We start from the raw sequence: 13,853 nt of genomic DNA, 5'->3' as shown, positions 1-13,853 counted from the left end.
CCGGCAGTGGCCCGCCGAACCGGCGCCTAGAGTCGGGGGCAACACTGGAGCACGCCATGGTCCGCCTGAGCACCGCCCTCATCCTGTCGTTGTGGCTGCCGCTGTTGCCCTTGGCCTGGGCGGCGCGGCAGGGCAGCGAGGTGCCACCGGTGCGCAGCGTGCCGGCAGTGGACCTCAAGCGCTACGCCGGCACCTGGTACGAACTCGCCCGGCTGCCGAACCGCTTCCAGTCCGACTGTGCCCGCGACGTGACGGCGCGCTACGAGCCGCTGGCCGACGGCGGCGTCCGGGTGACCAACCGCTGCCGCACGCTGGAGGGCGAGGTGAAGACGGCCGAGGGCCTGGCCGTGCCGACGGACCGCAGCAACGCCCGGCTGAAGGTGAGCTTCCTGCCGGGATGGCTGAAGCGCCTGCCCGGCGCCCGCGGCGACTACTGGGTGGTGCTGCTCGACCCGCAGTACCGCTGGGCGGTGGTGAGCGAGCCGCGACGCGAGAACCTGTGGGTGCTGGCCCGCTCGCCCGCCTTGCCGCCGCAGGAGCTGGCCCGCATCGTCGACACGCTGGCCGGCCGCGGTTACCCCACCGACCGGCTGCTGCTGACGCCGCACGACGCCGCCGACCTCAGCCACGCCGCTGGGTATTGATCAGCACCGTCGGGAAGCTGGCGGGCAGCGTGCCCGGGTAGTCGCGGCTGAAGTGCAGCCCGCGGCTTTCGTGCCGCAGCAGGGCCGAACGCACGATGAGCTCGGCGCAGTCGACCAAGTTGCGCAGCTCGAGCAGGTCGCGGTTGACGCGGAAGTTGGCGTAGTACTCGCCGATCTCGCGCTTGAGCAGGTCGATGCGGTGCAGCGCACGCTCCAGCCGCTTGGTCGTGCGCACGATGCCGACGTAGTTCCACATCATCAGCCGCAGCTCGTCCCAGTTGTGGGCGATGACCACCTGCTCGTCGGCGTCGTGCACCTGGCTCTCGTCCCAGGCGGGCAGCGGCGGCACGTCCGACGGCGCGATGGCGTCGATGGCCCGGGCGCAGGTGCGGCCCAGCACCACGCATTCCAGCAGCGAGTTGCTGGCCAGCCGGTTGGCGCCGTGCAGCCCGGTGTAGGTGGTCTCGCCCACCGCGTAGAGCCCGGGCAGGTCGCTGCGGCCGTGCAGGTCGGTGACCACGCCGCCGCAGGTGTAGTGCGCCGCCGGCACCACCGGGATGCAGTCCTTCGTGATGTCGATGCCCAGCCCGAGGCACCGTTCGTAGATGGTCGGGAAGTGCTCCTTGAGGAAGCCGGCGCCCAGGTGCGTGGCGTCCAGCCACACATGGTCCAGGCCGTGGCGCTTCATCTCGAAGTCGATGGCGCGGGCGACGATGTCGCGCGGCGCCAGCTCGCCGCGGTCGTCGTGCGCCGGCATGAAGCGCAGGCCGCCCGGGTCCGAAGGGCCGGTGGAGGGCAGCTTCAGCGTCGCGCCCTCGCCGCGCAGCGCCTCGGTGATGAGGAAGCTGCGCTCCTGCGGGTGGTAGAGGCAGGTCGGGTGGAACTGGATGAACTCCATGTTCCCCACCCGGCAGCCGGCCCGCCAGGCCATGGCGATGCCGTCGCCGGTGGCGGTGTCGGGGTTGCTGGTGTAGCGGTAGACCTTGCCCACGCCTCCGGTGGCCAGCACCACCGCGGCGGCGGGCAGCGTCTCCACCCGCTGGCGTTCGATGTCCAGCGCGTAGACGCCGTAGCAGCGCGCCGGCTCCTGCCGCTTCAGGTGGCGCGAGGTGATGACGTCCACCGCCATCCAGCGCTCGCGCAGCGTGATGTTGGGGTGCTCCTTCACCCGCGCCAGCAGCGCCTGGTGGATGGCGCGGCCGGTGGCGTCGGCGGCATGGGCGATGCGGCGCACCGCATGGCCGCCTTCGCGCGTCAGGTGCAGGCCCAGCGGGCCGGCGGGGTCGGGCGAGAAAGGCACGCCCTGCTCGACCAGCCAGGCCACCGCCTCGGCGCTGTGTTCGGCGATGAAGCGCGCGGTGTCCTCGTCGACCAGGCCGGCGCCGGCCTCCTGGGTGTCGCGCACATGGGATTCGACGCTGTCGTCGTCGCCCAGCACGCCGACGATGCCGCCCTGCGCCCAGGCGGTGGCGCCCTCGTCCAGCCCCCCGCTTGGCCAGCACCACCACCGGCCGGCTGGCCGCCAGGTGCAGCGCCACCGCCAGCCCCGCCAGGCCGGCACCGACGATGACGACGGGCGCGGCGGAGGATCGGGCGGGCTTGGCGGTCATGCGGCACGGGCCCTGAGCGGGCCGCTGCGGGACGGGAAGGCGCGGATTCTAGGAGCGGCTCCGGAGGACCCGGGGGGCGTGGTTTCCTGCGCGGCGCCGCGTCCTCAATGGACCACCCGCGAGAAGCTGAACGTCCCGCCCTCCACGTCCACCGGGATCACGTCCTTCGGCCCGAACCGGCCTTCCAGGATGAGCTTGGCCACCGGGTTCTCGATGCGCTGCTGGATGGCGCGCTTCAGCGGCCGGGCGCCGAACACCGGGTCGAAGCCGACCTTGGCCAGCTCGGCCAGCGCGGCGGGGCTGACGTCCAGCTTCATCTCCATCTTCTCCAGCCGCTGCTCCAGGCCCTTGAGCTGGATCTTCGCGATCGATTCGATGTGGCGCTGGTCCAGCGCATGGAACACCACCGTCTCGTCGATGCGGTTGAGGAACTCCGGCCGGAAGTGCGAGCGCACCTCGGCCCACACCGCGTCCTTGACCAGCTCGTACGGTTCGCCGGCCATGGCCATGATCTGGTGCGAGCCCAGGTTGCTGGTCATGACGATGACGGTGTTCTTGAAGTCGACCGTGCGGCCCTGGCCGTCGGTGAGCCGGCCGTCGTCGAGCACCTGCAGCAGCACGTTGAACACGTCGGGGTGGGCCTTCTCCACCTCGTCCAGCAGCACCACGCTGTAGGGCTTGCGGCGCACCGCCTCGGTCAGCGTGCCGCCCTCGTCGTAGCCGACGTAGCCGGGCGGCGCGCCGATCATGCGGCTGACCGAGTGCTTCTCCATGAACTCGCTCATGTCGATGCGGATGAGGTGGTCCTCGCTGTCGAACAGGAAGCCGGCCAGCGCCTTGCACAGCTCGGTCTTGCCCACGCCGGTGGGGCCGAGGAAGAGGAAGGAGCCGTACGGCCGGTTCGGGTCCGACAGCCCGGCGCGCGAACGGCGGATGGCGTCGCTCACCGCGGTGATGGCCTCGTCCTGGCTGACCACCCGCTCGTGCAGGCGCGCCTCCATCTGCAGCAGCTTGTCGCGCTCGCCCTGCATCAGCTTGGACACCGGGATGCCGGTGGCCCGCGCCACCACCTCGGCGATCTCCTCGGCGCCGACCAGCGTGCGCAGCAGCTGCGGCCGGCCCGCATCCTTCTTGCCGGCCTCGTCGGCCTGCGCCTCCTTCAGCCGCTTCTCCAGCTCGGGCAGCTTGCCGTACTGCAGCTCGGCGACCTTGTCAAAGTTGCCCTTGCGCTTGAACTCCTCGATCTGGAAGCGGATGCGGTCGATCTCCTCCTTGACGTGCGCCGAGCCCAGGGCCTGCGCCTTCTCGGCGGTCCAGATCTCCTCCAGGTCGTCGTACTCGCGCTGCAGGCGCGTCAGCTCGTCCTCGATCAGGCCAAGCCGGCGCTGCGAGGCCTCGTCCTTCTCCTTCTTCACCGCCTCGCGCTCGATCTTGAGCTGGATCATGCGGCGGTCGAGCCGGTCCATCGCCTCGGGCTTGGAGTCGATCTCGATCTTGATCTTGGCCGCGGCCTCGTCGATCAGGTCGATCGCCTTGTCGGGCAGGAAGCGGTCGGTGATGTAGCGGTGGCTCAGCTCGGCCGCGGCGACGATGGCCGGGTCGGTGATCTCCACGCCGTGGTGAACCTCGTACTTCTCCTGCAGGCCGCGCAGGATGGCGATGGTGGCCTCGACGCTGGGCTCGTCGACCAGCACCTTCTGGAAGCGGCGCTCCAGCGCGGCGTCCTTCTCGACGTGCTTGCGGTACTCGTCCAGCGTGGTGGCGCCGATGCAGTGCAGCTCGCCGCGCGCCAGCGCGGGCTTGAGCATGTTGCCGGCGTCGATGGCGCCCTCGGCCTTGCCGGCGCCGACCATGGTGTGCAGCTCGTCGATGAACAGGATGATGCGGCCCTCGTCCTGCGAGACCTCCTTCAGCACGGCCTTCAGCCGCTCCTCGAATTCGCCGCGGAACTTGGCGCCGGCCAGCAGGCCCGCCATGTCCAGCACCAGCACGCGCTTGTCCTTCAGCGTCTCCGGCACCTCGCCGTTGACGATGCGCTGCGCCAGCCCTTCGACGATGGCGGTCTTGCCGACGCCGGGCTCGCCGATCAGCACCGGGTTGTTCTTGCTGCGCCGCTGCAGCACCTGGATGGCGCGGCGGATCTCCTCGTCGCGGCCGATCACCGGGTCGAGCTTGCCCTGGCGGGCGCGCTCGGTGAGGTCGAGCGTGTACTTCTTCAGCGCCTCGCGCTGGCCCTCGGCGTCGGCCGAGTCGACCGGCGCGCCGCCGCGCACGGCCGTGATGGCGGCCTCCAGCGACTTGCGGTTCAGGCCATGGCCGCGCACCACGCCGCCGAGGTCGGTCTTCGCGTCGGCCAGGGCGAGCAGGAACATCTCGCTGGCGATGAACTGGTCGCCGCGCTTGCCGGCCTCCTTGTCGGCGGCCTGCAGCAGCTGCACCAGGTCGCGCCCGGGCTGCACCGGGCCGCCCCCTGCACCGTGGGCAGCGCCTGGATCGACGTCTCCATCGCCGTCTTCAGCGCCGCGGTGTTGGCACCGGCGCGGTCGAGCAGCGCCTTCGGGCCGTCCGGCTGCTGCAGCATGGCCAGCAGCACGTGCGCCGGCTCGATGTACGGGTTGTCGCGCGCGACCGCCAGGCTCTGGGCGTCGGCGAGGGCCTGCTGGAAGGCCGTGGTCAGCTTGTCGATGCGCATGGGAACTCCAGATCTACTGACGCGGAGTTGTGGGGCACCGGGCCCATTTCAAGGGCGGCGCCGGCCGACCGGCGGTCAGAGCGGCGGCCCCAGCGCGTGGTAGCGGCTGCCGTGGAAGACCAGCGGGGCGACCGCCTGCTGCTCGAAGTGCAGCACCTCGCCGATGAAGAGCAGGTGGTCGCCCGCCGGCTGGCAGGAGCGGGTCTCGCACTCGAAGGTCGCCGCCGCGCCGTTGAGCAGCGGCAGCCCTTCGTGGCCCAGGCGCCAGTGGCCCTCGGCGAAGCGGTCCAGGCCGGCGCCGGCAAACTGGCGCGACAGGTCCACCTGCGCCTCCGCCAGCACGTTGACCGCGAAGTGCGCGGCGCCCTGGAAGGCGGCCAGCAGCGTGCTCGCCCGGCGCAGCGACCACAACACCAGCGGCGGCTGCAGCGACAGCGCGGCGAAGGAGTTGACCGTCAACCCGGCGGCCTGGCCGTCGGCCGAACGGCAGCTGACGATGGCGACCCCGGTGGCGAAGCGGCCCAGCGCATGCCGCAACTCGACGTTCACGTCGGCGCCTCGCTCGGCCCGCGCTTCATCGACCCGCCACGCCGGCGTTGGGCGCCGGCGCCAGCCCCCAACGCGCCAGCGCCGCGTCGTCTTCCACCCGGGCATCGACCCAGCGGGCGCAGCCGTCGGCCGTCTCTTCCTTCTTCCAGAACGGGGCCTGGGTCTTCAGGTAGTCCATCAGGAACTCGCAGCCCTGGAAGGCGGCACGGCGGTGCGGCGCACTGACGGCCACGAGCACGATCTGCGCGCCCGGCGCCAGCCGGCCGACGCGGTGCACCACCCGCGCCGCGCGCAGGCCGAAGCGCCGCACCGCGTCGTCGACCATCGCCTCGATGGCCCGCTCGGTCATGCCGGGGTAGTGCTCGAGCTCGAGCGCGGCGAGCGCCGGCCCGCTCGCCGGCTGGCGCACCACGCCGACGAAGCTGGCGACGGCACCGGTGCCGCCATCGTCGACATGCAGGGCCGCCACCTCGGCGCCCAGGTCGAAATCCTCAGGGGTGATGTGCACCCGTTTCGGCGCCCGATTCATGACACGAATTGTGGCATCGGGCGTCCTGTCCAGCCGGTGCTTCCCCCCAGGCGCCTTTTCCGGCCGCGACTATCCAGAATCGCCCCCGTGTTGATATTCCGCATACGGCATGAATACCTCCCTCCGGTCACACGCTCGCTTTCTCGCCCTGGCCGTCGCGCTCGCGCTCGCAGGCTGCGCGTCGTCGCCCGGCCCTACCGGGGACGGCGCCCTTCTGTCGCAGGTGCCGCCGGCCATGGAGCAGGCGTTGCGCGTCATCGGCCCGGTCGTCGCGCCGCCAGCCACCGCGCCGCTCTATGCGCCGCTGCAAAAGAAGGAACCGTATGCCGGCGTGCGCGTGAGCCGTGGCATCGCCTACGGTCCGCAAGCTCGCCACCTGCTGGACCTGTTCGCGCCCGCCGCGGCCGGCGGCGCACCGCGGCCGGTGCTGGTCTTTGTGCATGGCGGCGCCTTCGTCGGCGGTGACCGACGCACGGGCGACAGCCCTTTCTACGACAACATCGCACTGTGGGCGCTGGGCCAGGGCATGGTGGCGGTGAACATCACCTACCGCCTGGCGCCGCACACGCAGTGGCCGGGCGCGCAGGAGGACCTGGCCGCCGCACTGCGATGGGTGAAGGCCAACGTCGCAGCGCAGGGCGGCGACCCGTCGCGCATCTGGCTGATGGGGCACTCGGCCGGGGCGGCGCATGTGGCGCAGTACGTCGGTCATCCGCGCTTCTGGGTGGCGCCCGACACCGGACTGGCCGGCGCCATCCTGCTGTCAGGGCTGTTCGACACCACGACCGCGGAGGTCAACCCGCCATTGAGGGCGTACTTCGGCGACGACCCGGCGCGTCATGCCGAGCGCTCGGCCCTGCCCGGCATGCTAAAGGCACCGGTACCGATGTTCATCGCCTTCGCCGAACTCGACCCGATGGACTTCCAGCGCCAGGCTGCGCAGGCGCGCCAGACCCTGTGCGCAGCCGGCCGGTGCCCGACCTTTGCCAAGCTGCTGGGCCACAGCCACATGTCGGAGGTCTACGCGATCAACACCGACGACCGGGCCCTGACCGACGCGCTGCGCCGGTTCATGGGTCTGCGCTGACGCAGGCTGCCGGCGGCCGGCTCAGCCGCCGGTCACCGGCGGGAAGAACGCGACTTCGGCGCCGTCGTGCAGCGGCGCGTCCTCGGCCACCATCGTCTGGTCGAGCGCACAGCGCAGCGCGCGGCCGGGGGCCAGCACGTCGGCATGGCGGGCGTCGCGCCCGGCGAGCCAGCGCCGCAGCGCGCCGACCGTGGCCACCTCGTCGGGCGGGATGACCGTCTCGCCGCGGCCGAGGGCCTCGCGCAGCGAGGCGAAGTAGCGCAGGTGGATCTGCATGACAGGAGCTCAGTCCGGCGCAGGGCCGCCCCAGGCGGCCTGAGCACCCCTCGGGGGTCGTGAGCGGAAGCGGGCGGGGGTCGACATGCCTAGCCGAGCAGTTGCGACAGCGGCAGGTAGACCACCGTGTCGCCACGTCGCACCGCGGTGCCGGCCGGCAGGTCGACCAGGCCGTCGGCCCAGACGGTGGAGGTGAGCACGCCGGAGCCCTGGCGGCCGAACAGGTCGAGCCCACCCGCGGCGTTCAGGCTGACGCGCAGGAACTCGCGCCGCTTGGGGTCCGGCTTCGGCCAGTCGAAGTCGGCGCGCAGCGGCAGGCCGCGCGGCAGCGCCGGGTCCATGCCCTGCAGCGCGTGCAGCAGCACCCGGCCGGCGAGCACGAAGGTGATGAAGCTGGACACCGGGTTGCCCGGCAGGCCGAGGAACAGCGCCTGGCCGCCGGCCCCTCCCGCCCCCTCCCCGCGGCGCACGCGGCCGAAGGCCAGCGGCTTGCCCGGCTTGATGGCGATCGACCACAGCGACAATTCGCCCTCGGCCTGCACCGCCGGCTTGAGGTGGTCTTCCTCGCCCACCGACACCCCGCCGGAGCTGACGATGAGGTCGTTGCCCGCGGCCGCCTCGCGCAGCGCGGCGCGGGTGGCGCCGAGGTCGTCGGGCACGATGCCCAGGTCCTGCACCTCGCAGCCGGCGGCCTGCAGCAGGCCGCGCAACAGGAAGCGGTTGGAGTTGTAGATGGCACCCGGCGGCAGCGGCTGGCCCGGCATCACCAGTTCGTCGCCGGTGGAGAACAGCGCCACGCGCGGGCGCCGCAGCACGGTCAACCGCGCGGTGCCCACCGCCGCGGCCACGCCCAGCGCCTGCGGGTTGAGGCGCCGGCCGGCGGCCAGCACCTCCGCGCCGCGCGGCACGTCCTCGCCGGCTCGGCGCACGGCCAGCCCCGCCGTCGGGACGGTGTCGATGCGCACCTGGCCGCCGTCCAGCGCGGTGCACTGCTCCTGCATGACCACCGCGTCGGCGCCCGCCGGCAGCGGTGCGCCGGTGAAGATGCGCGCCGCCGTGCCGGGCTGCAGCGTGGCGCCGACGCCGCCGGCCGCGATGCGCTGGCTCACCGGCAGCACGGTGCCGGCCACCGGCACGTCGGCCGCGCGCAGGGCGTAGCCGTCCATCGCGCTGTTGTCGTGCTGCGGCACGTCGATGGTCGAGGTGACCGGCGCCGCCAGCACCCGGCCGAGGGCGTCGAAGGTGCTGAGCGTCTCGGTCTCGGCGAGGCGGGCGGCCGCGGCGCCGGCGGCCAGCTGCGCCAGGGCGTCGTCCAGCGTCAGCAGCGGCGGCCGGGCGGCCTTGGGGTCGGCGGCAGAAGGCATCACCGGTTCTCCGGGTTCCAGCGCAGGTGGGGCGCCTGGTCGAGCAGCCAGGCGGCGATCGCCGGTGGGTCGTTGAGCGGCAGCACCGGCTGGCGCGGGCGCTGCGGCAGCGCCGCGGGGTCGTCGGTGGCCACCGCGATCACGGCCGCATCGTCGGGGTACAGCGGCGGTTCGCCCGGCGCCGTCCGCCAGACCTCCACCTTCGGCAGGTCGGACTGGCGGAAGCCCTCGGCCAGCACCCAGTCGCAGGGCGACAGTTCGGCGATCAGGTCGGCCGGCCGGTGCTCCAGCGGCTCGCGGTACTCGCGCAGCAGCGCCAGCCGGTGGCGCGAGGCGACGAGCACCTCGCCGGCGCCGGCCTGGCGGTGGCGCCACGAGTCCTTGCCCGGGTGGTCCATGTCGAAGCGGTGGTGGGCGTGCTTGATCACCGACACCGACCGCCCCTGCGCCCGCAGCGCCGCGATCACGCCTTCGAGCACGGTGGTCTTGCCCGAGCCCGACCAGCCGCAGAAGGCGACGACGTGCATCGCCTCAGCCGCCCGACGCGGCGGCCACGCCGGCCGACAGCTCGGGACAGTGGCGGGCGATGTGGTCCTTCACCGCCTGCACGTCGGCGGGCACGACCGTGAAGCGCTTGGGCGCCGCCTCGATGCCGTCCAGCGCCGCAGGCCGGTCCGGTTCACGACCCAGCGCCTCGCGGATCGTGGCCGCGAACTTCACCGGCAGCGCCGTCTCCAGCACGATCATCGGCACCTGCGGGTCGCGCCGCTCGAGCGCCACCTTCAAGCCGTCGGCGGTGTGGGTGTCGATCATCACGCCGTACCGATCGAAGCAGTGGCGGATGGTGGCCAGCCGGTCGGCATGGGTGCTGCGGCCGGAGACGAAACCGAAGTCGCGCGGCACGCGGGCGAAGTCCTCCGGCGCGAGCGTGAAGCGGCCGTCGCCCTCCACCGCGTCGCGGAACAGCGCGGCCGTGCGCTGGCCGTCGCGGCCGAGCAGGTCGTAGACGAAGCGCTCGAAGTTGGACGCCTTGGAGATGTCCATCGACGGGCTGGAGGTCTCGTGCGTCTCGGCGCTGGCGCGCACGCGGTAGGTGCCGGTGCGGAAGAACTCGTCGAGCACGTCGTTCTCGTTGGTGGCGCAGACCAGCCTGGCGATCGGCAGGCCCATCATGCGCGCCACGTGGCCGGCGCAGATGTTGCCGAAGTTGCCCGACGGCACGGTGAAGCTCACCGGCTGGCCGTCCTCTTCGGTGGCCTGGAAGTAGCCGGCGAAGTAGTAGACGACCTGGGCCAGCAACCGTGCCCAGTTGATCGAGTTGACGGTGCCGATGCGGTAGCGGCGCTTGAAGGCGAGGTCGTTGGACACCGCCTTCACGATGTCCTGGCAGTCGTCGAAGACGCCCTGCACCACCAGGTTGTGGATGTTCTCGTCCTGCAGGGAGAACATCTGCGCCTGCTGGAAGGGGCTCATGCGGCCGTGCGGCGACAGCATGAAGACGCGCACGCCACGTTTGCCGCGCATGGCGTACTCGGCGGCGCTGCCGGTGTCGCCCGAGGTGGCGCCGAGGATGTTCAGCGTCTGCCCGCGCCGGCCCAGCTCGTACTCGAAGAGCTGGCCGAGCAGCTGCATGGCCATGTCCTTGAAGGCCAGCGTCGGGCCGTTGGACAACGCCTCCAGGTGCAGCTTCGGCTGCAGCGTCTTCAACGGCACGATCTGCGGCGTGCCGAAGACGGCCTCGGTGTAGGTGCGGCGGCAGATGCCGTGCAGGTCGTCGGCCGGGATGTCGTCGATGTACAGCGACAGGATCTGGAAGGCCAGGTCGGCGTACGACAGCCGGCGCCAGGCCTTCAGGGTCGCGGTGTCGACCTGCGGATAGCGTTCCGGCAGGTACAGCCCGCCGTCGGGCGCCAGGCCCTCGAGCAGGATCTCGGAGAAGCCGCGGCGCTCGGCCGCGCCACGGGTGGAGATGTACTTCATGCGCTTGCGGCGGTCAGGCCAGCTCTTCCTTGCGCAGGCTGACCACCGGCGCCAGCACGGTCGCCAGCGCCTGCAGTTCGGCGATCGCCTCGCGCATGCGGCCTTCCATGGTGTCGTGGGTCAGGATGACGAGGTCGGTCTGCCGCGCGTCGTCGACGCCCTCGGGCTGGTTGGGCCGCTGCAGCACGGCGCTGATGGAGATGCCGCGGCCGGCCAGGATGCCGGTGACGCTGGCCAGCACGCCGGCCTCGTCGGCCACCGACAGCCGCAGGTAGAACGAGGTCACCACCTGCTCCACCGGCAGGATGGGCGTGTCGGCCATGTGGTCGGGCTGGAAGGCCAGGTGCGGCACGCGGTGGTCGGGGTCGGCGGTGTGCAGCCGGGTGATGTCGACCAGGTCGGCGATCACCGCGGAGGCGGTGGGCTCGCTGCCCGCGCCCTTGCCGTAGTACAGCGTCGTGCCCACCGCGTCGCCCTGCACCACCACCGCGTTCATCGCGCCCTCGACGTTGGCGATCAGCCGCTTGGCGGGCACCAGGGTCGGGTGCACGCGCAACTCGATGCCGCCGGCGTCGTCGCGCCGCTTGGTGATGCCCAGCAGCTTGATGCGGTAGCCGAGCTGCTCGGCGTAGCGCAGGTCGGCCGCCTGCAGGCCGGTGATGCCCTCGACATGGGCCTTGTCGAACTGCACCGGCACGCCGAAGGCGATGGCGCTCATCAGCGTCACCTTGTGCGCCGCGTCCACGCCTTCGATGTCGAAGGTGGGGTCGGCCTCGGCATAGCCCAGCGCCTGGGCCTGCTTCAGCACGGTGGCGAAGTCCAGGCCCTTGTCGCGCATCTCCGACAGGATGAAGTTGGTGGTGCCGTTGATGATGCCGGCGATCCACTGGATGCGGTTGGCCGTCAGGCCCTCGCGCAGCGCCTTGATGATGGGGATGCCGCCGGCCACCGCGGCCTCGAAGGCCACCATCACGCCCTTCTCGCGGGCGGCGGCGAAGATCTCGGTGCCGTGCACCGCCAGCAGCGCCTTGTTCGCGGTGACCACGTGCTTGCCGGCGGCGATGGCCTCCATCACCAGCGCCTTGGCGATGCCGTAGCCGCCGATCAGCTCGACCACGATGTCGATCGCCGGGTTGGCGATGACCTGGCGGGCGTCGCCCACCACCTCGGCCGCGTCGCCGACGACGGCACGGGCGCGGGCGGTGTCCAGGTCCGCCACCATGGTGATGCGGATCTCGCGGCCGGCGCGGCGGCGGATCTCCTCCTGGTTGCGGCGCAGCACCTCGAAGGTGCCGGAGCCGACGGTGCCGATGCCGAGAAGTCCGACTTGGATGGGTTTCATGGGGCGGTGGTCGTGGTCAGACGGCGTGGCGCTTGCGGTAGCCGTCGAGGAAGCGCGCGATGCGGCCGATGGCGTCGCGCAGGTCGTCGACGTTGGGCAGGAAGACCAGGCGGAAATGGTCCGGCCGCGGCCAGTTGAAGCCGGTGCCCTGCACGATCAGCACCTTCTCCTCGGCCAGCAGCTCGTAGGCGAACTGCTGGTCGTCGGCGATGGGGTACAGCTTGGGGTCGAGCCGGGGGAACATGTAGAGCGCGCCGGTGGGCTTGACCACGCTCACGCCGGGGATCTGGCTCAGCAGTTCGTGCGCCAGGTCGCGCTGGCGGGCCAGCCGGCCGCCGGGCATCACCAGGTCCTTGATGCTCTGGTAGCCGCCCAGCGCGGTCTGGATGGCCAGCTGGCCCGGCGTGTTGGCGCACAGCCGCATCGAGGCCAGCATGTTCAGCCCCTCGATGTAGTCGCGGGCGGCGCGCTTGTCGCCCGACACCACCATCCAGCCGGCGCGGTAGCCGCAAGAGCGGTAGTTCTTCGACAGGCCGTTGAAGGTCAGGAACAGCACGTCGTCGGCCAGCGAGGCGATGCTGGTGTGCTCGGCGCCGTCGTACAGCGTCTTGTCGTAGATCTCGTCGGCGAACACGATGAGCTGGTGCTGGCGGGCGATCTCCACCAGGCCCTTCAGCAGCTCCACCGGGTACAGGGCGCCAGTGGGGTTGTTCGGGTTGATCACCACCAGCGCCTTGGTGCGCGGCGTGATCTTGCGGCGCAGGTCGTCGAGGTCGGGCAGCCAGCCGGAAGGCTCGTCGCAGAGGTAGTGCACCGGCGTGCCGCCCGACAGCGCCACCACCGCGGTGTAGAGCGGGTAGTCGGGCGCGGGGATCAGCACCTCGTCGCCGTCGTCCAGCAGCGCGTTCATGCTGAACGAGATCAGCTCGGAGGCGCCATTGCCCAGGTAGACGTCGTCCACCGTCACGCCGGCGATGCCCTTCTCCTGGGTGTAGTGCACCACCGCCTTGCGCGGCGCGAACAGGCCCTTGGAGTCGGTGTAGCCGGCCGCCGACGACAGGTTGCGGATCATGTCCTGCACGATCTCGTCCGGCGGCTCGAGCCCGAACACGGCGAGGTTGCCGATGTTGAGCTTGATGATCTTGTGGCCGTCCTCTTCCATCTGCCGCGCCTTCTCCAGCACAGGGCCGCGGATGTCGTAGCAGACGTTGGCGAGCTTGCTGGATTTGGCGATGGGCTTCACGGCGGTCTCCGGCGCTGGGCAAAGGGCCCGCGCCGTCCGGGGACTGCAGGGCCGGGAGCGAGGTTTGCCGCCGCGCAAAACCTAGAATTTAACCATGAAGATCCAGCCAGACCGCCTTGAGGGCGTCAATGCGGTGAACCGCTTCGAGGCCGGCCGCGTCTGGGTCAACGGCCAGCCCCATGCGGCCAGCGTGCTGGTGCCGTGGCGCGGCGAGGTGCAGGCCTGGCCGGTGGGCGGCCTGCAGGCGCTGACAGCCGCCCACTTCGAGCAGGTACTGTCGCTGCGGCCCGAACTGGTGGTCTTCGGCAGCGGCGCGCGGCTGCGCTTCGTGGCACCGGCGCTGCTCAAGCCGCTGATCCAGGCGGGGGTCGGCGTCGAGACGATGGACACGCTGGCCGCCTGCCGCACCTACAACGTGCTGGCCATGGAAGGGCGCTCGGTGGTGGCGGCGCTGCTGCTGGAGGCGGACGCGCCGACGGGCTGAGGCACGGCCGCCCAACCGGGGCAGGAGGCCGCAACGCCTATAATCCGAGGGCT

At 71.6% G+C, this 13,853-nt stretch carries 11 protein-coding genes and 2 pseudogenes; 3 read left to right on the top strand and 10 right to left on the bottom strand.

The annotated features are described in order from the left end of the window. Nucleotides 1-56 precede the first annotated feature (56 nt). Nucleotides 57-644: a lipocalin family protein gene (locus LRS07_RS11355; protein WP_260498157.1), complete on the top strand. Its 588-nt coding sequence runs from the start codon at nt 57-59 to the stop codon at nt 642-644. On the opposite strand, the pseudogene nadB reads toward LRS07_RS11355, so the two are convergent. The 4 genes and pseudogenes from nadB to LRS07_RS11335 all read right to left on the bottom strand — a co-directional run bounded on the left by nadB (nt 622) and on the right by LRS07_RS11335 (nt 6,024). After that, a pseudogene (gene nadB, locus LRS07_RS11350) lies at nt 622-2,254 on the bottom strand (L-aspartate oxidase). The gene LRS07_RS11355 and the pseudogene nadB sit on opposite strands and share 23 nt — an antisense overlap. A 104-nt stretch (nt 2,255-2,358) precedes the next feature. Continuing rightward, nucleotides 2,359-4,946, bottom strand: a pseudogene (clpB, locus tag LRS07_RS11345) (ATP-dependent chaperone ClpB). A 75-nt stretch (nt 4,947-5,021) separates the two neighbouring features. Beyond that, the gene (locus tag LRS07_RS11340; protein ID WP_260498156.1) at nt 5,022-5,495 is read right to left on the bottom strand and encodes a flavin reductase family protein; all 474 of its coding nucleotides are present in this window, start codon (nt 5,493-5,495) and stop codon (nt 5,022-5,024) included. Nucleotides 5,496-5,520: 25 nt separating this feature from the next. Beyond that, nucleotides 5,521-6,024 carry a molybdenum cofactor biosynthesis protein MoaE gene (locus tag LRS07_RS11335; protein WP_260498155.1) on the bottom strand — a complete coding sequence of 168 codons (504 nt, stop codon included), beginning with the start codon at nt 6,022-6,024 and terminating at the stop codon, nt 5,521-5,523. A gap of 235 nt (nt 6,025-6,259) precedes the next feature. Between LRS07_RS11335 and LRS07_RS11330 the strand changes: the two genes are divergently transcribed. Beyond that, entirely contained in the window at nt 6,260-7,111 is an 852-nt protein-coding gene (locus tag LRS07_RS11330; RefSeq protein WP_260498154.1) for an alpha/beta hydrolase, read from the top strand. A gap of 21 nt (nt 7,112-7,132) precedes the next feature. Here LRS07_RS11330 and moaD read toward each other — a convergent pair whose 3' ends face one another. From moaD to LRS07_RS11300, 6 genes are all read right to left on the bottom strand, one after another. Continuing rightward, entirely contained in the window at nt 7,133-7,387 is a 255-nt protein-coding gene (gene moaD, locus LRS07_RS11325; RefSeq protein WP_260498153.1) for a molybdopterin converting factor subunit 1, read from the bottom strand. An 89-nt stretch (nt 7,388-7,476) separates the two neighbouring features. After that, nucleotides 7,477-8,751, bottom strand: a complete 1,275-nt coding sequence (locus LRS07_RS11320; protein WP_260498152.1) for a molybdopterin molybdotransferase MoeA — start codon at nt 8,749-8,751, stop codon at nt 7,477-7,479. Then, nucleotides 8,751-9,278, bottom strand: a complete 528-nt coding sequence (gene mobB, locus LRS07_RS11315) for a molybdopterin-guanine dinucleotide biosynthesis protein B (RefSeq protein WP_260498151.1) — start codon at nt 9,276-9,278, stop codon at nt 8,751-8,753. The genes LRS07_RS11320 and mobB overlap by 1 nt, the downstream gene beginning before the upstream one ends. Nucleotides 9,279-9,282: 4 nt before the next feature. Continuing rightward, the gene (gene thrC / locus LRS07_RS11310) at nt 9,283-10,731 is read right to left on the bottom strand and encodes a threonine synthase (RefSeq protein ID WP_260498150.1); all 1,449 of its coding nucleotides are present in this window, start codon (nt 10,729-10,731) and stop codon (nt 9,283-9,285) included. A gap of 13 nt (nt 10,732-10,744) precedes the next feature. Then, a complete protein-coding gene (locus tag LRS07_RS11305) occupies nt 10,745-12,073 on the bottom strand; it encodes a homoserine dehydrogenase (protein ID WP_260498149.1) in 1,329 nt (442 codons plus the stop codon). A 16-nt stretch (nt 12,074-12,089) separates the two neighbouring features. Continuing rightward, the gene (locus tag LRS07_RS11300) at nt 12,090-13,316 is read right to left on the bottom strand and encodes a pyridoxal phosphate-dependent aminotransferase (RefSeq protein WP_260498148.1); all 1,227 of its coding nucleotides are present in this window, start codon (nt 13,314-13,316) and stop codon (nt 12,090-12,092) included. 94 nt (nt 13,317-13,410) lie between these two features. Between LRS07_RS11300 and LRS07_RS11295 the strand changes: the two genes are divergently transcribed. Next, the gene (locus LRS07_RS11295; protein ID WP_260498147.1) at nt 13,411-13,800 is read left to right on the top strand and encodes an Mth938-like domain-containing protein; all 390 of its coding nucleotides are present in this window, start codon (nt 13,411-13,413) and stop codon (nt 13,798-13,800) included. Nucleotides 13,801-13,853 lie beyond the last annotated feature (53 nt).

The organism is Aquabacterium sp. J223 (assembly GCF_024666615.1).
Taxonomy (GTDB): Bacteria; Pseudomonadota; Gammaproteobacteria; order Burkholderiales; family Burkholderiaceae_C; genus J223.
The sequence above is the reverse complement of the archived record's forward strand: the minus strand, read 5'-3'. Positions and strand labels throughout refer to the sequence as shown.